The organism is Streptomyces sp. NPDC048196, from assembly GCF_040652715.1.
Classification (GTDB): Bacteria; Actinomycetota; Actinomycetes; order Streptomycetales; family Streptomycetaceae; genus Streptomyces; species Streptomyces siderophoricus.
On sequence record NZ_JBEZMM010000030.1, the window covers coordinates 1 to 18,114 of the forward strand.

Here is an 18,114-nt window from a genome sequence, read left to right on the forward strand (position 1 = left end):
TCTGGCGTTGACTTTTGGCACGCTGTTGAGTTCTCAAGGAACGGACGCTTCCTTTGGACTCCCTCTCGGGCTTCCTCCGGGCGCTTCCCTTCGGTCTTGCGTTTCCGACTCTATCAGATCCTCGCGGCTCCGATTTTCGCCGGTGCGATTCGGCCTTTCGGCTTCTTCGCGGTTCCGACTTTATCAGATCCGGTTCTCTTTCGATTCCGGCTTCCGATTTCGTCGGAGTGCTTCGGGGTGCCTTTCCGGCGGCCCCTCGGCGTGTCACCACTTTAGCTAATTTCCTTGCCGACTCATAATCGAGTCGGTCGGATCGATTTTCGACAACGCGAAAGCCGATCCCGTCAGGGAATCGTGCGGAAGTAGTTGGGTTGTGCCGCCTGGCGGAGGGCGCAGAAGGCGCTGTCCGTCTCCAACGGCTCGGGCTACGTTAGGCGGTGGCGCAAGCAGAGTCAAGTAGCCGAGGTGGCGCGGCGGCGGGGCACATGACGGCGGTAGGGACTGACCGTCGGGTCGCCGTCGATCCAGTAGCGCCAGGGGTGGTGGGCGCCGTCTCCGCCCACTCCGGTGCGGGGGCCGTTGCACACCCGGTCGGGGGCGGGCGGGGTGCCGTGGAGCAGGGTCAGGGGGGCGTCGCCGCCGCGGCAGAGGTCGGTGCCGTCGAGGGTGCGGTCGATGTCGAGGGCGGTGGCCAGTCGGGCCGGGCCCTTGGCCAGCTCGTGGGCGCTGCGGGCCTTGGGGCGGCGGGCGGCGGCCAGGTGCGCGCCGCTGAGGATCTCGCCGGCACGCAGCAGGACACCGCTCGCCCGGCCCTCGGGGCCGCAGACCGCGTTGAGGCTGAACCACATGCCGTAGATGAAGTAGACGTACGCATGGCCGGGCGGGCCGAACATCGCGGCGTTGCGTTCGGTGCGGCCTCGGTAGGCGTGGGAGCCGGGGTCGCCCTCGCCGTCGTACGCCTCCACCTCGGTCAGCCGGAGTTCGATCGGGCCGTCGGGGGTGTGGCGTACGAGGGTGCGGCCCAGCAGGTCGGGGGCCACGTCCACAACGGGGCGGTCGAAGAAGTCGCGGTTGAGCGGCATTCGTTCCGGTACGTCGGTCATGCGGATCGAGGGTAGTGGAGGCATCAGGGGTGCCGGCTGGCCAGGGGGGCGGCGGGGTTGGGAAGGTGTGGGCCGTGGAACCGGCCCGTGCCGGTTCGCGTTCGTAGGCAGCGACCCGCGGGTCGTAATGGAGCACAGGCGCTGTGCCTGGGGAGGACGAGCATGGGATTCAAGAAGCTGCTGGCGAGCCTGGGGGCCGGGGGTGCGTCGGTGGAAACGGTGCTCTTCGAGGAGAACGTCGTCCCGGGCGGAGTCGTGCAGGGCGAGGTGCGGATCCAGGGCGGATCGGTGGCCCAGGAGATCCAGGGGCTGTCGGTCGGTCTGCAGGCGCGGGTCGAGGTGGAGAGCGGCGACGAGGAGTACAAGAGGGACATCCAGTTCACGAAGGTGCAGCTGGGTGGGGCCTTCGAGGTCCAGGCGGGGGCGGCGCACACCGTGCCGTTCGGTCTGGAGATTCCTTGGGAGACGCCGATCACCACGTTCCTGGGCACGCATCTGCGCGGGATGAGCGTCGGGGTGACGACGGAGCTGGCGATCGCGCGGGCGGTGGACTCCGGTGATCTGGACCCGGTCAATGTGCATCCGGTGCCGGCGCAGCAGGCGATCCTGGACGCGTTCGGGCGGCTCGGGTTCCGTTTCAAGGCGGCGGATCTGGAGCAGGGGCACATCCGGGGCACGCGGCAGCAGCTGCCCTTCTACCAGGAGATCGAGTTCTACGCGCCGCAGCAGTACCGCGGGCTGAACCAGGTCGAGCTGTCCTTCGTGGCGGACGACCGGGAGATGGACGTCGTACTGGAGATGGACAAGAAGCCGGGGCTGTTCTCCGAGGGGTCGGACACCTACCGGTCGTTCACCGTGGGGCTGCACGACTTCGAGGGGACCGACTGGGCGGCTTATCTCCACCAGTGGCTGGCGGAGGTCGGCGGTAAGCGGAACTGGCTCCAACCTGGCCCGACAGAGTGTCAGCGAGCGACCAGGAGGTTCATGTGTCCGAGCTGAAGCGGCGGCCGCTTCCGCACGATTTCCATCCGCCGGTGGCGGAGTTCACCGTGGTGAGCGACGAGGTGGAGCCGGGCGGGACGCTGCGTCCGGAGCAGGTCCACTCGGGCGGGAACCGCTCGCCGCACCTGCGGTGGGAAGGGGCACCCTCGGGGACCAAGAGCTACGCGGTCACCTGCTACGACCCGGACGCGCCGACGGGCAGCGGTTTCTGGCACTGGGTGCTGTTCGACATCCCGGCGTCGGTGACGGAGCTGCCGTCCGGTGCCGGCTCGGGGGACATGAAGGGGCTGCCCGAGGGCGTCGTGCACGCGCGTAACGACTACGGGACGCGGGACTTCGGCGGGGCGGCGCCCCCGCCGGGGGACGGTCCGCACCGTTATGTGTTCACGGTCTACGCGGTGGACCAGGAGAAGCTCGGGCCCGATGCGGACGCCTCGCCCGCGGTGGTGGGCTTCAACCTGCGGTTCCACGCGATCGGGCGGGCCCAGCTGATCGGCGAGTACGAGGCGCCGGCCCGGGGCTGAGCGCCGTAATTCCGTTGCGCCCCGGCGCTTCCGGCACGCAGAGTGGTGCCTGTGCCGCCGCCCCTCATCAGGGCGTCGGGCAGTCGGTACCGCAGTGGCGGGAGCGGCGGGGCGCAGGTGTGTCGCCAGCTGCTTGTCGGAGCCCGGACCCATTCCGGGCGTCCTCGTCGGCTGCCGTTCGCTCCGGGTCCCGCGTGTCTAACGGGGGCGGGACCCGGGGCGCACTCTTTTCGGCCGGTCGCGGCCCGTGTGACCTTCTGTGTGCCGTCGCCGGATCACCCGGTCTTCATCTCGTGCTCGTCCGCCATTTCCCTTGTGGCATGCGGAAATTGCGTTGTTCGGGGAATACCTGCCGCTGCACAGTGGAGCAACTTCGCCGCGGGGGCGGAGCGGGTCCGGGAGGTGGACGGGATGCGCGAGACGCTGGTGCTGAATGCGAGCTTCGAGCCGCTGGCGACGGTGTCGCTGCGGCGTGCGGTGGTGCTGGTCATGCAGGACAAGGCGGTCGTCGAGCACGCCCACCCCGGGTTGCGCGTCCGGGCGGCCTCGGTGGACGTACCGGTGCCGCAGGTGATCCGGCTGAGCAGGTACGTACGGGTGCCGTTCCGAAGACGGGCGCCGTGGTCGCGGCGCGGGGTGCTGGTGCGGGACCAGCACCGGTGTGCGTACTGCGGGCGGCGGGCGACAACCGTGGACCACGTCGTGCCGCGGTCGCACGGTGGTGGGGACACCTGGCTGAATACCGTCGCCTCGTGCGCGGAGGACAATCACCGCAAAGCGGACCGTACGCCCGAGCAGGCGGGGATGCAGCTGCTGCGGCGGCCGTTCGAGCCGACGCCGGCGGATGCGCTGCTGTCGACGCTGGGGGTGTCGGTGCGGGACGGTCTGCCGGAGTGGCTGGCGCTGCCGGCGTGACCGTCGCGGTCCCTGGCCGTCGCCCGACTCCCCTCACTTGAGGAGGAGTTGGACGATGGCCAGGCTGCCGACCACGACGATGACGGCGCGCAGGGCGGTCGGTGGAAGCCGGCGGCCGATCTTCGCGCCGAGCAGGCCGCCGAGCGTGGAGCCGACGGCGATCAGGGCGACGGCGGTCCAGTCGAAGGTGGCGACGAAGAGGAAGAAGACCGCTGCTACGCCGTTGACGACGGCCGCGAGGACGTTCTTGAGGGCGTTGAGGCGCTGCAGGTCGTCGTGGAGGAGCAGGCCCATCAGCGAGAGGTACAGCACGCCCTGGGCGGCGCCGAAGTAGCCGCCGTAGGCGCTGGCGAGCAGGAGGCCGGCGAGCAGGACCGGCCCGCCATCGGGGTGGACGGTGGTCCCGTTGCGTTCGCGGCGGGCGCGGAGCAGGGCGGCGAGCCGGGGCTGGACGACGACGAGGACGAGGGCCACGGCGATCAGTACGGGGACGATCGCGTCGAACGCCTTGGAGGGCAGCGCCAGCAGCAGGATCGCGCCACCGAGACCGCCGATGAGGGCGGTGGTGCCGAAGCGGAGCAGCCGGCGGCGCTGGCCGGCGAGTTCACGGCGGTAGCCGAAGGCGCCGCTGAGCGAGCCGGGCACCAGGCCCAGGGTGTTGGAGACGTTGGCCGTGACGGGCGGCAGTCCGAGGGCGAGCAGCACCGGGAAGGTGATCAGGGTCCCGGAGCCGACGATGACGTTGATCGTGCCGGCGCCGACACCGGCGGCGAGGACGGCGGCGGCTTCCCAAAGGGTCATGCTGGCTCCCCCGTGCATGATCGGTTCGGTCCTGTCCGATCATGCAGCAGGGCGGGGCCGGTGGCGATGGCGGGGTCGGTCGATCAGTCGTCGATGGGGGGCGTTTCGTGCTTCGGGCTGCTGGGCTTGGGGATGGAGCCGCCGCCGGTTGGCGGGGCGAAGTTGCCGATGGCGCCGCCGAGGCCCTTGAGGGCGTCGCCGATCTCGCTGGGCACGATCCAGAGCTTGTTGGCGTCGCCCTCGGCGATCTTCGGCAGCATCTGGAGGTACTGGTAGGAGAGCAGCTTCTGGTCCGGGTCGCCGGCGTGGATGGACTCGAAGACCACCCGGATGGCCTGGGCCTCGCCCTCGGCGCGGAGCGCGGCGGCCTTGGCCTCACCTTCGGCGCGCAGGATCGAGGACTGCTTCTCACCTTCTGCGGTGAGGATCTGGGACTGCCGGACACCCTCGGCCTGGAGGATCGCGGCGCGCTTGTCACGGTCGGCGCGCATCTGCTTCTCCATCGAGTCCTGGATGGAGGTCGGCGGCTCGATGGCCTTCAGCTCGACGCGGTTGACGCGGATGCCCCACTTGCCGGTGGCCTCGTCGAGGACGCCGCGCAGGGCCGCGTTGATCTCCTCACGGGAGGTCAGGGTCCGTTCCAGGTCCATGCCGCCGATGATGTTGCGGAGGGTGGTGACGGTGAGCTGCTCGATGGCCTGGATGTAGCTGGCGACCTCGTAGGTGGCCGCGCGGGCGTCCGTCACCTGGTAGTAGATGACGGTGTCGATGTTCACTACGAGGTTGTCCTGGGTGATCACCGGCTGCGGCGGGAACGGCACGACCTGCTCGCGGAGGTCGATGCGGTTGCGGATCGAGTCGATGAACGGGACGACGATGTTCAGGCCGGCGTTGAGGGTGCGGGTGTAGCGGCCGAAGCGTTCGACGATGGCGGCGCTGGCCTGGGGGATGACCTGGATCGTTTTGATGAGTGCGATGAACACGAGCACCACCAGGATGATCAGGACGATGACGAACCCTTCCACAGCTGGCTCCCGTGCCCTTCGTTGCTGGTCCATGCCGGTCGGTGACCGGCTTGCCGTTGATCAGTCTTTCAGAGACGTGGCTCGTCGCGCAGCGTGTTCGGGTCAGATGACGACGGCGGTGGCGCCGTCGATCTCGACGACGTCGACCTGCTGGCCCGGCTCGTAGATCCGTTCGCCGTCGAGGGCGCGGGCGGACCAGATCTCGCCGGCGAGCTTGATGCGGCCGCCGGCGCCGCCGTCGACCCGCTCCAGGACCGTGGCGCTCTTCCCCTTGAGGGCGTCGATGCCGGAGGCGAGCCGGGGGCTCTGGCGGCGGTTGCGGTTGGCGAGGGGGCGTACGACGGCGATCAGCCCGACGGAGACGGCGGCGAACACCAGGAATTGCGCCACGGTGCCGCCACCGAGCGCTGCGGTGACGGCACCGGCGACGGCACCGACCGCGAGCATCCCGAATTCGGGCATCGCGGTCACGACGAGCGGAATACCCAGTCCTACGGCGGCGATCAGCCACCACACCCATGGATCCACGGGCTCATGGTAGATCCGTACGGCGGCCCGGGGACAGGGCGCGATCGGTCAGCGGCGGCCGGGCGGACGGGGGTTCAGGCCAGCGGCAGGCCCTGGGCGGTCCAGCGGTCGCCGACCCGCTCGACGACCAGGGGGACGCCGAAGCAGTGGGAGAGGTTGCGGGAGGTCAGCTCCAGGTCGAGCGGGCCGGCGGCCAGCACCTTGCCCTGACGGATCATCAGGACGTGGGTGAAGCCGGGGGCGATCTCCTCGACGTGGTGGGTGACCATCAGCATGGACGGCGCGTAGGGGTCGCGGGCGAGGCGGCCGAGGCGGCGAACAAGGTCCTCGCGGCCGCCGAGGTCGAGGCCGGCGGCCGGCTCGTCGAGCAGCAGCAGCTCGGGGTCGGTCATCATGGCGCGGGCGATCAGGGTGCGCTTGCGCTCGCCCTCGGAGAGGGTGCCGAACTTCCGGTCGAGGTAGTCGTTCATCCCGAGGCGGTCGAGGAACGCGCGGGCGCGCTGCTCGTCGACGTCCTCGTAGTCCTCCTGCCAGTGGGCGGTCATGCCGTAGGCGGCGGTGAGGACGGTCTGGAGCACGGTCTGGCTGCGCGGCAGCTTGTCGGCGAGCGCGATGCCGGCGATGCCGATGCGCGGGCGGAGGTCGAAGACGTCGACCTTGCCGAGCTGCTCGCCGAGGACGGACGCGGTGCCCTCGGTCGGGAAGAGGTAGCTGGAGGCGACGTTCAGCAGGGTGGTCTTGCCGGCGCCGTTGGGGCCGAGGATCACCCAGCGCTCCCCCTCCTTGACCGACCAGGAGACCTGGTCCACCAGAGCCCGTCCTTCGCGGACCACGGATACGTCCACCAGCTCCAGCACATCGCTCATGAGCGCGTTGTCTCCCATTGCATCTCGGTCGTCGCGTGCACCTGTAGGCGCAGCCCCCCTGCAAACCTACGCCACTCGTTGTCAGTGCCGTTCCCTAGGCTGGGGGCCATGCTCAAGGAACCTCGCTCAGGACGGCTGGCGGCATGGGGAAATGCCCTTTTGGCCGGACTTGTCTCACCTGATGAAGCGGTGCACCGTATCGCGGAGGACGACGCGGTGCACCGCGTGGCCGGCCTGCCCGGGGAGGAGGCGCCGGTCGGGCTGACGCTCGCGTTGGGGCGGCTGCGCGCGCTCGGTGCGGTCGGGCTGCGGGTGGCGCTGCCGGTGCCCGGCCATCCGCTGGGGCTGTGCGGGCCGCCGGAATTCAACGCCCGCGCGCTGGAGGCCGAGGAGGCGGTGATCGTCACCGGCGCCGGGCTGGGCCTGGTCCCGGAGACGTACGAGGCCGGTCCGGAGGGCGGGGCGGCGCCCGATGTACACGTCGAGGTGGTCTGGCGGTGCCTGCCGGTGCGGGAGGGGCCGCCGGCGGACGTGCCGTCGCTGGGCGAGGCGGAGCGGGAGCTGGCGGAGGCGCTGCGGGAGGCGACCGAGGTGCTCTCGAAGCTGGACGTGGCCGGGGCGGGTCCGGTGGCGCAGGCGGCGCTGGCGGCCTATCGGGCGCGGGCGGAGGCGGGTCGTCAGGTGCTGGCCCCGGGGTATCCGCCGCGGGCGGTGCGCGTGTTGGAGCTGGCGCAGCGGGTCGGGGCGCTGATCGACATCGCGCGGGCGGCCGGCGGGGACGGTGCGGAGCACGGCGCGGCGGTGAGCGCGTCGGAGATGGCGGCGCGCGCGGAGGCGCTGCGTCCGGTGGAGCGTACGGCCCGCCGGGCGCAGGTCGCGGCGTACAACTCCGCCGTGGAGGAGCGGGAGCGGCGCGGCGGCTGACGAGGGCAGGAAACGGGGCGGGCCCCGCCGGACCGTTGTGTGGTCGACGACGGGGCCGTTGCTGGGCTGGACCGAACAGCCCGGGCAGGGTGGGCCGTTCACCCCGGACCGGACAACCTCAGCTGTTCGAGCTCTCGTTGTCGAACGTGGGGTTGAGGGCGCCGATGACGTTGGCGCTGTTGCCGGTGGCGTTCACCGGGACGTGCACGGGCACCTGGGCGAGGTTGCCCGAGCCGATGCCCGGGGAGACCATCGCCCTGCCGTCGGCCTGGGCGCCGCCGGCGGCGAAGGCGGAGCCGGCCGCGGCGGTCAGGGTGAGGCCGGTGGCGGCGAGGACGAGGGCGGCCTTCTTGGCGCTGTTCATGGTGAGGTGAGTTCCTTGCGTGGTGGCACGGGACCGCGAGGACGGTCGCGGGCGGGGCGGCTCAGACGTTGGTGGCGGGGTTGCCGAAGGCGGAGTTGAGCACGCCGACGACGTTGACGCTGTTGCCGCTGACGTTCACCGGGACGTGCACCGGCGCCTGAACGTTGTTGCCCGAGAGGACGCCCGGGGAGTTCACGGCCTGACCGTTGGCCTGCGCGCCATCGGTGGCGAAGGCGGAACCGGCGGCGGCACCCAGGCCGAGGGCGGTACCGGCGACGACGAGGGCGGCCTTCTTGGCGGTGTTCATGAAATGTGGTCCTTGCGTGGTGGGAAGAAGAACAGAAACAGAGGGGTGAGGACGGCTTCCGCGCGGCCGGCGGGGGCCGGCGCGGCGACGGTCAGACGTTCTCGCAGACGTTGCCGAAGGTCGGGTTGAGGACGCCGACGACGGAGACGGTGTTGCCGCAGGCGTTCACGGGGACGTGCACCGGGGCCTGGACGAGGTTGCCGGAGACGATGCCCGGGGAGTTCTTGGCCTCGCCGTTCGCGTGCGCGTCGTGGGCGAACGCGGAGCCGGCGGCGGCGCCCAGGCCGAGGGCGGTACCGGCGAGGACGAGGGCGGCCTTCTTGGCGGTGTTCATGCGGGGGATTCCTCCGGTGAGGGGGGCACAGGGCCGGTGAACAGCACTGATGGGGACGGCGGGGTGGGGAGGGGGGACCGGCCGCGCGCTCACGGCGGCGAGGGGGCCGGTCCGGTGCGGGCCCGCGCGGACGGGATCGTCACGCGGGCCGCGCGCACAGCGCTTGCTGCGCTCAGACGTTGAGGCAGGGGTTGCCGAAGCTGGGGTTGAGCAGTCCGACGACGGAGATGGTGTTGCCGCAGGCGTTCACGGGGATGTGGACCGGCGCCTGGACGAGGTTTCCCGAGCCGATGCCCGGGGACTGCACCGCGGCACCCTGCGCCTGCGGGGTGTGGGCGGAGGCGATGCCGGCGCCGGCGAGGGCGAGACCGCTCGCCATCATCGTGACGGCCGCTGCCCGCTTGATGTTCTTCACTTCTCTTGCTCCTCATTGCCGTTGCCGTGACCAGCCGTCACGGCTGCTCTGGACAACGGCCCGGCACGAGGAGGGATACGCCGAACGGGCTACGGCTACACGACAGTATGAATCTCGGACCGGCAGGCGACGTTCGGGTTGACGCATTGTCGTACCGAAGGACCGTCCGACCCCGCGCCGGCACCGCCGCCGGCCCGGTCGTGGCTGCTTCCGCGCCTGGTCAGGCCCCGATTCCGTGCCGTACGGCCCAGAGCGCCGCCTGGGTCCGGTCGGCGAGGTCGAGCTTCATGAGGATGTTGGAGACATGGGTCTTGACGGTCTTCTCGGAGAGCACCAGGGCGCGGGCGATCTCGCGGTTGGAGCGGCCGTCCGCGATCAGGCCGAGGACCTCGCTCTCGCGGTCGGTGAGGGAGGTCCCGCGGCCCTGGCCGCCGTTGCCGTCCTCCTGGGAGAGCAGTGCGCCGGCCACCTCGGGCTGCAGCAGGACGTGGCCGGCGTGCACGGAGCGGATGGCGGCGGCCAGCGCCTCGGGGTCGATGTCCTTGTAGACGTAGCCGGCCGCTCCGGCGCGCAGGGCCGGGACGACGGTGCGCTGTTCGGTGAAGCTGGTGACGACCAGCACCCGGGCGGGGTTGTCCAGTTCGCGGAGCTTGCGGAGTGCCTCGATGCCGTCCATGCCGGGCATCTTGATGTCCATCAGAACGACGTCCGGGCGGAGTTGCTCGGCGGCGGCGATGCCTCCGGCTCCGTCGGCGGCCTCGCCCACCACCTCGATGTCGTCCTGGACCTCCAGGAACGTGCGCAGGCCGCGGCGGACGACCTGGTGGTCGTCGACGAGCAGGACGTGGATCGGTCGGGTGTCAGCCACCGGGCACCTCCATCTCGACAGCGGTGCCCTTGCCGGGCTCCGACTGCACGGTGAGCGTTCCGCCGACGCCGCCGGCGCGGTCGTGCATCGAGACCAGTCCGAGGTGGCGGCCGGCCCGGCGGACCGTGCCGGGGTCGAAGCCGCAGCCGTCGTCGGCGATCCGCAGCAGTGCGCCCTGGCCGGCGCGGGAGAGGGAGACCTCGACGTGCTCGGCGCCCGAGTGCCGCAGGGCGTTGTGCAGCGCCTCCTGGGCGACTCGGAGCATGGCCTCCTCCTGGGCGGCGGGCAGTGCGCGGACGCCGTGGGCGGCGAAGGTGACGTGGGCGGAGTGGGCGCGGTCGAGGACCTGGGCCTGTGAGCGCAGGGTGGCGACCAGGCCGTCCTCGTCCAGGGCGGCGGGCCGCAACTCGACGACGGCGGCGCGGAGTTCGTCGGCGGCCTCGGCGGCGAGCGCGGCGACCTGGTGGAGTTCGTCCTTGGCGCGGACCGGGTCGCGGTCGACGAGGGCGGTGGCGGCCTGGGCGGTGAGCCGGAGCGAGAACAGCTTCTGGGAGACCGCGTCGTGCAGTTCGTGGGCGAGCCGGGCCCGCTCCCCCGCGATGGTCAGCTCGCGGCTGCGCTCGTAGAGGCGGGCGTTGGTCAGGGCGATGGCGGCGTGCTGGGCGAGTATGCCCAACAGGTGCTCGTCGTCCTCGGTGAAGCCGCAGCCATCCCGGCGGGAGAGAGGGGGCTCGGGGCAGCGCTTGTTGGCCAGGAAGAGGGCGCCGAGGATCTCGTCGCCGTCGGCGACCGGCAGACCGAGGAAGTCCCGCATGTCCGGGTGGGCCGAGGGCCAGCCGCCGAAGCGGGGGTCCTGGCGGACGTCGGCGAGCCGTTCGGGGGTGGCGTTGTGCAGCATCGCGGCGAGGATGCCGTGCTGGCGGGGCAGCGGGCCGATGGCCTTCCACTGCTCGGCGCTGACGCCGTCGACGACGAACTGGGCGAAGCCGCCGTGGTCGTCGGGCACTCCCAGGGCGGCGTACTCGGCGTCCAGCAGTTCGCGGGCCGAGGCCACGATCGTCTTGAGGACGTCGCGCACCTCAAGATGCCTGCTCATGGCCAGGATCGCGGTGCTCACCGCGGGGATCCCGGCTCCCGGTCCGTTGGTCATGGCTTCACCGTACCGGCGGGTTGGACGGCCCGTATCGGTCCTGCGCCGTCCGGCGACCAGGACCACCGGCCTAGGCCGAATGCCCTGGCCGGGGCCGGTCCGGCGGCCGACGCCCGGCGGGTGGTGGCGTTCCTACGGTGAGGGCGCGGGCCGGGACGGCCGGTCCGGGCGGAAGGGGACGCGATCATGCCGGTGGCGATCATCACGGGGGCGTCGAAGGGGCTGGGCCGGGCGCTCGCCGGGGCGCTGGCCGTTCGGGGCTGGGATCTGGTGGTGGATGCGCGGTCCGCCGGGCCGCTGGAGGAGGCGGCGCGGGCGCTGGCCGGGGCGGGGACCCGGGTGATGGCGCTGCCGGGGGATGTGGCGGAGGCCGGGCACCGGGCGGCGCTGGTGGCCGCGGCCGGGGAGCTGGGCGGGCTGGATCTGCTGGTCAACAATGCGAGCGCGCTGGGGGCCGAGCCGCTGGTGCGGCTGGCGGACCTGCCGCTGGAGGGGCTGCGGCGGGCGCTGGAGGTGAATGTGGTGGCACCGCTGGGCATGATTCAGGCTGCTTTGCCGCTTTTGCGTTGCTCCTCCTATTGGGAATCGTATGAGACTGATTCCCTTTATAGGGATCCTGCCCCTTATATAGGGGAAACAGAAGGTAGAGATATGTCCGATTCGCCCTATTATGGCGGGTCGGATGTCGCCCCGGAAAGGCAGCCGGGCGGTGCGGTCCTCAGCATCAGCTCGGACGCGGCCGTCGAGGCGTACCCGACGTGGGGCGGCTACGGAGCGGCCAAGGCGGCGCTGGACCAGCAGTCGGCGGTGCTCGCCGTGGAGGAGCCGGAGCTGCGGGTCTGGTGGGTCGACCCCGGGGACATGCGGACCGATCTGTACGCGGCCGCGGTCCCGGACGACGACGCGGACCGGCCGCTGCCGGAGACGGTCGTACCGGCGCTGCTGCGGCTGCTGGACGGCCCGGCTCCCAGCGGCCGCTACACGGCGGCGGAGCTGCTCCGTCCGGCCGGCACCGGTACGTCCGGCGGGGCGGTGTCCCGGTGATCGCCGAGGCGCTGCGGGTCCCGGCGGAGCTGTCGGCGCGGGTGCCGGCCGAGCAGCGCGGCCCGGGTCTCGGCCGGGACGACGTACGGCTGCTGGTGAGCCGGGGGACGCGGGAGCCCGCCCATCACGTCTTCCGGGAGCTGCCGGAGCTGCTCGGGGCCGGGGACGTGCTGGTGGTGAACACCTCACGGACGCTGCCGGCGGCGGTGGACGGCCGGACCGGGGACGGCCGGGGGCGCGGCGAGCCGGTGGTGGTGCACTTCTCGACCCGGGCCGACCGGTGGCATCCGGCGGGCCGGGCGGTGGCCGGGTGCTGGGCGGTGGAGCTGCGCAGCCCGGACGGCCGGGGCAGCACCCTGCCGCGGGCCGGCGGCCCGGCCGGCACGGTGGTGCGGCTGCCCGGCGGCGCGCGGCTGACCCTGGAGGCGCCGGTGGACCCGGGAGGCGTACGGCTGTGGTGGGCGCGGCCGTCCGGGCTGCGGGTGCCGGAGCTGCTGCGGCGGCACGGGCGGCCGATCCGGTACGGCTACACCGACCGGGACCAGCCGCTGGGCGCGTACCGCACGGTGTTCGCGGTGGACTCCCCCGGCGCCGGCAGCGCGGAGATGCCGAGTGCGGCCCGGCCGTTCACGGCGGAGCTGGTGGCGCGGCTGGTGAGCCGGGGGGTGCAGTTCGCGCCGATCTCGCTGCACACGGGGGTGGCGTCGGCGGAGGCGTTCGAACCGCCGTACCCGGAGCGTTTCGCGGTGCCGGCGGCGACGGCGTGGCTGGTGAACGCCGTACGGGCCCGCCGCAGGGCGGCGCCGAGGGCCGCCGGCGGCCGGATCGTGGCGGTGGGCACGACGGCCGTACGGGCGCTGGAGTCGGCGACCGGTGCGGACGGGCGGGTGCGGGCCGCGGCCGGGTGGACGGACCTGGTGGTGACGCCGGAGCGCGGGGTGCGGGCGGTGGACGGGCTGCTCACCGGGCTGCACGAGCCGACCGCCTCCCATCTGCTGATGCTCCGGGCGGTGGCGTCGGTGACCGCGGACCGGGCCGCGCTGGAGCGGGCGTACGAGGCGGCGGTGGAGCGGCGCTATCTGTGGCACGAATTCGGCGATCTGCATCTGCTGCTGCCGGGCCGAGTCCGAGACTCGGTGCATGACGCAGGTAACGAGGAACTGGACGCCGAACCGCGGTGAGCCCTACCGGCCGGTCCCGTACCGGCCCGCGCGGATGCCCGCGGCCGAGTCGCTGGCCCGGGCCGCCGCGCTGCGGGAGCGGATGGGCCGGCGGCGCACGGTCCGGCAGTTCGCCGCCGATCCGGTGCCGGAGCAGGTGGTGAAGGACGCGATCGCCTGTGCGGCGACCGCCCCGTCCGGGGCTCATCAGCAGCCCTGGACGTTCGTCCTGGTCAAGGACCCCGAGGTACGGCGGCGGATCAGGGCGGCGGCGGAGGCCGAGGAGCGCCGGTCCTACCAGGGGCGGCTGGGCGAGGAGTGGCTGGCTGCCCTGCGGCCGCTGGGCACCGACGAGGTCAAGCCGCATCTGACCGATGCCCCGTACCTGATCGTCGTCTTCCGGCAGCGCCACTGGCTGGGTCCCGATGGCAGCAGGCGCAAGCACTACTACGTCGACGAGTCGGTGGGGATCGCGGTCGGCATGCTGCTGTCCGCGCTGCATCTGTCGGGGCTGGCGGCGCTGGTGCACACGCCCAGTCCGATGCGGTTCCTGCAGGAGGTGCTGGGGCGACCGGCGAACGAGAAGGCGTTCGCGGTGATCCCCGTGGGCTACCCGGCACCGGAGTGCGAAGTGCCCGATTTGGCACGGAAGAGCCTGGATCAGGTACTGGTCGAGATCTAGCGCATACAGGCTGTGCGTTTGCAATTACTCCTGGCGAGACCTTCCCCTCCGGGCTGTGACGCCGCCAATAGGGCGTAAATCACTTACGACCCGGGTTAGTGGCTTGAGAAATCCCACCTGACCAGGGATTTTTCTATTCCGGATGCAATATTCCCACCACTGGTTCCACTAACCCGGATCGTACGTCACACCTTTGCCGGGGCAATTTTCGGCCGCTAAGAATGGCCCCGTCGCTCGGCGCCGTGGTTGGAACTCGGCGTTGGCCGCCGCTCATGGCCCGTGCGACGTCCCCCCATTTGGAAGGTCTGTCCCGCCATGCCCAAGCACGCTCTTTCCCGCTTCAACCGGACGCACAAGCTCGGTGTCGCCGGTGTCGCCGCAGCCGGTGCCGCAGCTCTGATCTTCGCCGCCGTTCCGGGTGCGGACGCCGACCAGGGCAAGACCCAGGCCACCGCCGTCGAGAACGTCAAGCCGGTCGCCTTCAGCGCCGTCGGTACGGCCGCCAGGGCCCAGCAGGCCACCATCGCCAAGCAGGCCGACGCCTCCGCCGCCAAGGGCAAGGCCGAGGCCGCGGCCGCCGTGAAGAAGGCCGCTGCGCAGAAGGCCGCCGCCGAGAAGGCCGCCAAGGCCAAGGCCGCCGCCGCGGCGAAGGCCAAGGCCCAGGCCGAGAAGGAGCGCAAGGCGAAGCAGGCCGCGAGCCGCTCCGCGGTCCGCACCGCGATCCCGGCCGCCGCGCCGAAGCCGGCCGTGAAGACCTACCCGAACAACCTCGACGGCTGGATCCGCGAGTCGCTGGACGTCATGGCCAAGAAGGGCATCCCCGGCTCGTACAACGGCATCTACCGGAACATCATCCGGGAGTCCTCCGGCAACCCGATGGCGATCAACCTCTGGGACATCAACGCCCAGAACGGCATCCCGTCCAAGGGCCTGCTGCAGGTGATCGACCCGACCTTCAAGGCGTACCACGTCTCGGGCACCTCCTGGAACATCTACGACCCGGTCGCCAACATCACCGCCGCCTGCAACTACGCGGCCGACAAGTACGGCTCGATGGACAACGTCAACTCCGCGTACTGAGCCACCGGTTGACGTGGCGCAGGGGGACGCGCACACACCGCCGAGGGGCGGCACCCGCAGTCGGGTGCCGCCCCTCGGCGCATGCGTACGGACCGGGCGCTACTTGCGCATGACCTCCGGCTCGTGGCGGCGCAGCAGCCGCGCGACGACGAAGGCCAGCCCGACGCCGAGGCTGATCAGGATGATCATGTCCATCACGTAGACGCCGGTCTGGTGCTTCCACAGCGGGTCGGGGTTGCCCAGCTCCCACGGCAGCAGGGTGTTCATGTCGGCCGTCGCGCCCATCGCGGCGACCGCCCAGCGGGACGGCATCAGCCAGGCGACCTGGGCGACGCCGAGGGTGTCGAAGAGCTGGAAGAGCACGCCGGTGAAGACCACCTGGACGATGGCGAACATGACCAGCAGCGGCATGGTCTTCTCGGCGGTCTTGACCAGCGCGGAGATGATCAGGCCGAACATCATCGAGGTGAAGCCCAGCGCGATGATCGCCAGCGCCATCTCGACCGCCGGGGCCTTGGGGAGGATCAGGCCCTCGGTGGGCATGTTCCGGGTGGAGAAGCCGATCGCCGCGATGATCACGCCCTGGACGGCGGTCACCACGCCCAGCACGATCACCTTGGACATCAGGTACGCCGACCGCGACAGGCCGGTGGCCCGTTCACGCTCGTAGATGACCCGTTCCTTGATCAGCTCACGGACCGAGTTGGCCGCGCCGGAGAAGCACATGCCGACCGCGAGGATCAGCATGATCGTGCTGGCGTCGCGGTTGGTGCGGTGCCGGTTCAGCGGTCCGTAGCCGAGGCCGTAGTCGCTGGGGATCAGCATCGAGACCACGCCGAGCACCGCCGGCAGGATCAGCATCAGCCCCAGGAAACCGCGGTCGGAGGCGAGCACCGAGACGTACCGCCGCATCAGCGTCCACAGCTGCGAGCCCCAGCTCTGGGACTTCTGCATGCGGGCCGGCGGCGGCTGGATGGCCACCGACTGCGGGGCGGTGGCGTCGATGTCCGCGGCGTACATCTGGAAGTGCGGGGAGCCGCGCCAGCGGCCCATCCAGTCGTAGTCGCGGTAGTTCTCGAAGGCCGAGAAGACGTCCGCCCAGGTGTCGTACTGGAAGAAGTTCAGCGCCTCCTCGGGCGGGCCGAAGTAGGCCACGCCGCCGCCCGGCGCCATCACCAGCAGCTTGTCGCAGAGGCCGAGTTCGGCCACGGAGTGAGTGACGACCAGGACCGTACGGCCGTCGTCGGCGAGGCCGCGCAGCAGCTGCATCACATCGCGGTCCATGCCCGGGTCGAGGCCCGACGTGGGCTCGTCCAGGAAGATCAGCGACGGCTTGGTCAGCAGCTCCAGGGCCACCGAGACGCGCTTGCGCTGGCCGCCGGAGAGCGAGGTGACCTTCTTGTCCTTGTGCACGTGGAGCTTGAGCTCGTGCAGCACCTCGTCGATCCGGGCCTCGCGCTCGGACTCCGCGGTGTCGCCGGGGAAGCGGAGCTTGGCGGCGTAGCGCAGTGCCTTCTGGACCGTCAGTTCCTTGTGCAGGATGTCGTCCTGCGGGACCAGGCCGATGCGCTGGCGCAGCTCGGCGAACTGCTTGTAGAGGTTGCGGTTGTCGTAGAGGACGTCGCCCTGGTCGGCGGGGCGGTAGCCGGTGAGCGCCTTGAGCAGCGTCGACTTGCCGGAGCCGGACGGGCCGATGACCGCGATCAGCGACTTCTCCGGGACGCCGAAGGAGACGTCCTTGAGGATCTGCTTGCCGCCGTCGACGGTGACCGTGAGGTGGCGGGCCGAGAAGGAGACCTCGCCGGTGTCGACGAACTCCTCCAGGCGGTCGCCGACCAGCCGGAACGTGGAGTGGCCGACGCCGATGATGTCGTTCGGACCGACCGGGGCCCTGCCGGACTTGGGGACCGGCTGGCCGTTGACGTAGGTGCCGTTGTGGCTGCCGAGGTCGCGGATCTCGAAGCGGCCGTCGGGGGTGGCGTGGAATTCGGCGTGGTGGCGGGAGACCTGGAGGTCGGAGACGACCAGCTCGTTCTCCAGCGCACGACCGATCCGCATCACCCGGTCCATGTCGAGGCGGTGGAAGGTGGTCGGGCTGCGGTCCCCGGACGGTGCGCCGCCGGCGTGCGGCGCCGGGTGCTCCTGGGGCCGGCGGGCCTGCTGCGGGGGGACGCCCTGCTGGGGCTGCTGGGGTACGGCCTGCTGGGGCGGGACGTACGGCGGCTGCTGGCCCTGCGGCGGCGCCTGCCAGCCCTGCTGGGCGGGCGGCTGCGGGTGAACGGGCGACTGCCGGCCCGGCGCCTGGTGCGCGGGGGGCGCCTGCCACGCCTGGGCGGCCGGCTGCTGCTGCGGCGTCATCGCGGGCTGCGCGCTGAAGGCGTCGGCGGCCGGCGCGGCGGCGGCGGACAGGGTCAGCCGGGGGCCGTCGGTGGCGTTGCCCAGATGCACGGCCGAACCGGGGCCGATCTCCGTCTGGTGGATCCGCTGGCCCTGGACGTAGGTGCCGTTGGTGCTGCCGTGGTCTTCGATGATCCAGCTGCGGCCTCCCCATCGCACGGTGGCGTGGCGCCAGGAGACCCTGGCGTCGTCGAGCACCATGTCGCCCTGCGGATCGCGGCCCACGTTGTAGGACCGGGACGGATCGAGCGTCCAGGTCCTTCCGTTCAATTCGAGTACGAGTTCAGGCACTCCATGCCCCATTACATAGTCCCCCGAGTGACGCCCTGTGCGGGAAGTCTAGGGATGGCGAACATCGTGAGGAACTATTTCAGGCTCGGCCCGCGGACCGGAAACCGGGACGGGGCCGGGGTGCAGACGGTTTCTGCGGGGGCCGCCAAACACTCCCGGAGCACGGGAAGAACCCATGGATCCGCCGGGATCACCGGATTACGGGTGTACCGGACGGGCGGGCGCACGGACGGGGCGGCGGCCCGCGCCGGGGAGGTCGCGCGGGGCGGCCCGGGAGGCCGTGCGGACCGGCCGCACAAGCCGCATCATGGGAGGAAGCGGACATCATCCGGAT

The 18,114-nt window shown here is 71.4% G+C and carries 20 protein-coding genes; 8 read left to right on the plus strand and 12 right to left on the minus strand.

The window, feature by feature from the left end; translation table 11 throughout:
- Nucleotides 1-452: 452 nt before the first annotated feature.
- The gene (locus AB0E02_RS25585) at nt 453-1,103 is read right to left on the minus strand and encodes a DNA-3-methyladenine glycosylase (RefSeq protein ID WP_362142936.1); all 651 of its coding nucleotides are present in this window, start codon (nt 1,101-1,103) and stop codon (nt 453-455) included.
- Between the two features lie 162 nt (nt 1,104-1,265).
- Here AB0E02_RS25585 and AB0E02_RS25590 point away from each other — a divergent pair, with 162 nt between their 5' ends.
- From AB0E02_RS25590 to AB0E02_RS25600, 3 genes are all read left to right on the plus strand, one after another.
- Nucleotides 1,266-2,102: a sporulation protein gene (locus AB0E02_RS25590; protein WP_362142938.1), complete on the plus strand. Its 837-nt coding sequence runs from the start codon at nt 1,266-1,268 to the stop codon at nt 2,100-2,102.
- On the plus strand, nt 2,090-2,629 hold the full coding sequence (locus AB0E02_RS25595; protein WP_362142940.1) for a YbhB/YbcL family Raf kinase inhibitor-like protein: 540 nt from the start codon (nt 2,090-2,092) through the stop codon (nt 2,627-2,629). The genes AB0E02_RS25590 and AB0E02_RS25595 overlap by 13 nt, the downstream gene beginning before the upstream one ends.
- Before the next feature lie 411 nt (nt 2,630-3,040).
- A complete protein-coding gene (locus tag AB0E02_RS25600) occupies nt 3,041-3,544 on the plus strand; it encodes an HNH endonuclease (protein ID WP_362142942.1) in 504 nt (167 codons plus the stop codon).
- Between the two features lie 33 nt (nt 3,545-3,577).
- On the opposite strand, the gene AB0E02_RS25605 is transcribed toward AB0E02_RS25600, so the two are convergent.
- From AB0E02_RS25605 to AB0E02_RS25620, 4 genes are all read right to left on the minus strand, one after another.
- Entirely contained in the window at nt 3,578-4,345 is a 768-nt protein-coding gene (locus AB0E02_RS25605) for a sulfite exporter TauE/SafE family protein (RefSeq protein ID WP_362142944.1), read from the minus strand.
- A gap of 83 nt (nt 4,346-4,428) precedes the next feature.
- Nucleotides 4,429-5,370 carry an SPFH domain-containing protein gene (locus AB0E02_RS25610; RefSeq protein WP_362142946.1) on the minus strand — a complete coding sequence of 314 codons (942 nt, stop codon included), beginning with the start codon at nt 5,368-5,370 and terminating at the stop codon, nt 4,429-4,431.
- A 102-nt stretch (nt 5,371-5,472) separates the two neighbouring features.
- Nucleotides 5,473-5,886 (minus strand): NfeD family protein, encoded by a 414-nt coding sequence (locus tag AB0E02_RS25615; RefSeq protein WP_362143078.1) that lies wholly within the window; start codon nt 5,884-5,886, stop codon nt 5,473-5,475.
- 86 nt (nt 5,887-5,972) lie between these two features.
- Nucleotides 5,973-6,782 carry an ABC transporter ATP-binding protein gene (locus tag AB0E02_RS25620; protein ID WP_362142948.1) on the minus strand — a complete coding sequence of 270 codons (810 nt, stop codon included), beginning with the start codon at nt 6,780-6,782 and terminating at the stop codon, nt 5,973-5,975.
- Nucleotides 6,783-6,872: 90 nt separating this feature from the next.
- Between AB0E02_RS25620 and AB0E02_RS25625 the strand changes: the two genes are divergently transcribed.
- The gene (locus tag AB0E02_RS25625) at nt 6,873-7,688 is read left to right on the plus strand and encodes a hypothetical protein (RefSeq protein ID WP_362142950.1); all 816 of its coding nucleotides are present in this window, start codon (nt 6,873-6,875) and stop codon (nt 7,686-7,688) included.
- A 118-nt stretch (nt 7,689-7,806) separates the two neighbouring features.
- Here AB0E02_RS25625 and AB0E02_RS25630 read toward each other — a convergent pair whose 3' ends face one another.
- The 6 genes from AB0E02_RS25630 to AB0E02_RS25655 all read right to left on the minus strand — a co-directional run bounded on the left by AB0E02_RS25630 (nt 7,807) and on the right by AB0E02_RS25655 (nt 11,126).
- Nucleotides 7,807-8,052: a chaplin gene (locus AB0E02_RS25630; protein WP_362142952.1), complete on the minus strand. Its 246-nt coding sequence runs from the start codon at nt 8,050-8,052 to the stop codon at nt 7,807-7,809.
- A gap of 61 nt (nt 8,053-8,113) precedes the next feature.
- A complete protein-coding gene (locus AB0E02_RS25635; protein ID WP_362142954.1) occupies nt 8,114-8,359 on the minus strand; it encodes a chaplin in 246 nt (81 codons plus the stop codon).
- 91 nt (nt 8,360-8,450) lie between these two features.
- Nucleotides 8,451-8,693 carry a chaplin gene (locus AB0E02_RS25640; RefSeq protein ID WP_362142955.1) on the minus strand — a complete coding sequence of 81 codons (243 nt, stop codon included), beginning with the start codon at nt 8,691-8,693 and terminating at the stop codon, nt 8,451-8,453.
- A 172-nt stretch (nt 8,694-8,865) separates the two neighbouring features.
- Entirely contained in the window at nt 8,866-9,108 is a 243-nt protein-coding gene (locus AB0E02_RS25645) for a chaplin (protein ID WP_362142957.1), read from the minus strand.
- A 220-nt stretch (nt 9,109-9,328) separates the two neighbouring features.
- Nucleotides 9,329-9,976, minus strand: coding sequence for a response regulator transcription factor (locus AB0E02_RS25650; protein WP_351533860.1), 648 nt, complete (start codon nt 9,974-9,976; stop codon nt 9,329-9,331).
- Nucleotides 9,969-11,126 carry a GAF domain-containing sensor histidine kinase gene (locus tag AB0E02_RS25655; RefSeq protein WP_362142959.1) on the minus strand — a complete coding sequence of 386 codons (1,158 nt, stop codon included), beginning with the start codon at nt 11,124-11,126 and terminating at the stop codon, nt 9,969-9,971. The genes AB0E02_RS25650 and AB0E02_RS25655 overlap by 8 nt, the downstream gene beginning before the upstream one ends.
- 186 nt (nt 11,127-11,312) lie before the next feature.
- On the opposite strand from AB0E02_RS25655, the gene AB0E02_RS25660 reads away from it, so the two are divergent.
- From AB0E02_RS25660 to AB0E02_RS25675, 4 genes are all read left to right on the plus strand, one after another.
- The gene (locus AB0E02_RS25660; RefSeq protein ID WP_362142961.1) at nt 11,313-12,170 is read left to right on the plus strand and encodes an SDR family oxidoreductase; all 858 of its coding nucleotides are present in this window, start codon (nt 11,313-11,315) and stop codon (nt 12,168-12,170) included.
- The gene (locus AB0E02_RS25665) at nt 12,167-13,351 is read left to right on the plus strand and encodes an S-adenosylmethionine:tRNA ribosyltransferase-isomerase (RefSeq protein ID WP_362142963.1); all 1,185 of its coding nucleotides are present in this window, start codon (nt 12,167-12,169) and stop codon (nt 13,349-13,351) included. Before AB0E02_RS25660 ends, AB0E02_RS25665 begins: the two co-directional genes overlap by 4 nt.
- On the plus strand, nt 13,311-14,012 hold the full coding sequence (locus tag AB0E02_RS25670; RefSeq protein ID WP_362142965.1) for a nitroreductase family protein: 702 nt from the start codon (nt 13,311-13,313) through the stop codon (nt 14,010-14,012). Before AB0E02_RS25665 ends, AB0E02_RS25670 begins: the two co-directional genes overlap by 41 nt.
- A gap of 315 nt (nt 14,013-14,327) precedes the next feature.
- Entirely contained in the window at nt 14,328-15,092 is a 765-nt protein-coding gene (locus AB0E02_RS25675) for a transglycosylase SLT domain-containing protein (RefSeq protein ID WP_362142967.1), read from the plus strand.
- A 99-nt stretch (nt 15,093-15,191) separates the two neighbouring features.
- On the opposite strand, the gene AB0E02_RS25680 is transcribed toward AB0E02_RS25675, so the two are convergent.
- Nucleotides 15,192-17,792 (minus strand): FHA domain-containing protein, encoded by a 2,601-nt coding sequence (locus tag AB0E02_RS25680; protein ID WP_362142969.1) that lies wholly within the window; start codon nt 17,790-17,792, stop codon nt 15,192-15,194.
- Between the last annotated feature and the right edge of the window lie 322 nt (nt 17,793-18,114).

Excerpts from the sequence above, each read along its gene's own strand:
- AB0E02_RS25585 (WP_362142936.1), bottom strand. The coding sequence starts at position 1,103 with ATGACCGACGTACCGGAACGAATGCCGCTCAACCGCGACTTCTTCGAC.
- AB0E02_RS25590 (WP_362142938.1), top strand. The coding sequence starts at position 1,266 with ATGGGATTCAAGAAGCTGCTGGCGAGCCTGGGGGCCGGGGGTGCGTCG.
- AB0E02_RS25600 (WP_362142942.1), top strand. The coding sequence starts at position 3,041 with ATGCGCGAGACGCTGGTGCTGAATGCGAGCTTCGAGCCGCTGGCGACG.
- AB0E02_RS25605 (WP_362142944.1), bottom strand. The coding sequence starts at position 4,345 with ATGACCCTTTGGGAAGCCGCCGCCGTCCTCGCCGCCGGTGTCGGCGCC.
- AB0E02_RS25620 (WP_362142948.1), bottom strand. The coding sequence starts at position 6,782 with ATGGGAGACAACGCGCTCATGAGCGATGTGCTGGAGCTGGTGGACGTA.
- AB0E02_RS25625 (WP_362142950.1), top strand. The coding sequence starts at position 6,873 with ATGCTCAAGGAACCTCGCTCAGGACGGCTGGCGGCATGGGGAAATGCC.
- AB0E02_RS25630 (WP_362142952.1), bottom strand. The coding sequence starts at position 8,052 with ATGAACAGCGCCAAGAAGGCCGCCCTCGTCCTCGCCGCCACCGGCCTC.
- AB0E02_RS25635 (WP_362142954.1), bottom strand. The coding sequence starts at position 8,359 with ATGAACACCGCCAAGAAGGCCGCCCTCGTCGTCGCCGGTACCGCCCTC.
- AB0E02_RS25640 (WP_362142955.1), bottom strand. The coding sequence starts at position 8,693 with ATGAACACCGCCAAGAAGGCCGCCCTCGTCCTCGCCGGTACCGCCCTC.
- AB0E02_RS25655 (WP_362142959.1), bottom strand. The coding sequence starts at position 11,126 with ATGACCAACGGACCGGGAGCCGGGATCCCCGCGGTGAGCACCGCGATC.
- AB0E02_RS25660 (WP_362142961.1), top strand. The coding sequence starts at position 11,313 with ATGCCGGTGGCGATCATCACGGGGGCGTCGAAGGGGCTGGGCCGGGCG.
- AB0E02_RS25670 (WP_362142965.1), top strand. The coding sequence starts at position 13,311 with ATGACGCAGGTAACGAGGAACTGGACGCCGAACCGCGGTGAGCCCTAC.
- AB0E02_RS25675 (WP_362142967.1), top strand. The coding sequence starts at position 14,328 with ATGCCCAAGCACGCTCTTTCCCGCTTCAACCGGACGCACAAGCTCGGT.
- AB0E02_RS25680 (WP_362142969.1), bottom strand. The coding sequence starts at position 17,792 with ATGGGGCATGGAGTGCCTGAACTCGTACTCGAATTGAACGGAAGGACC.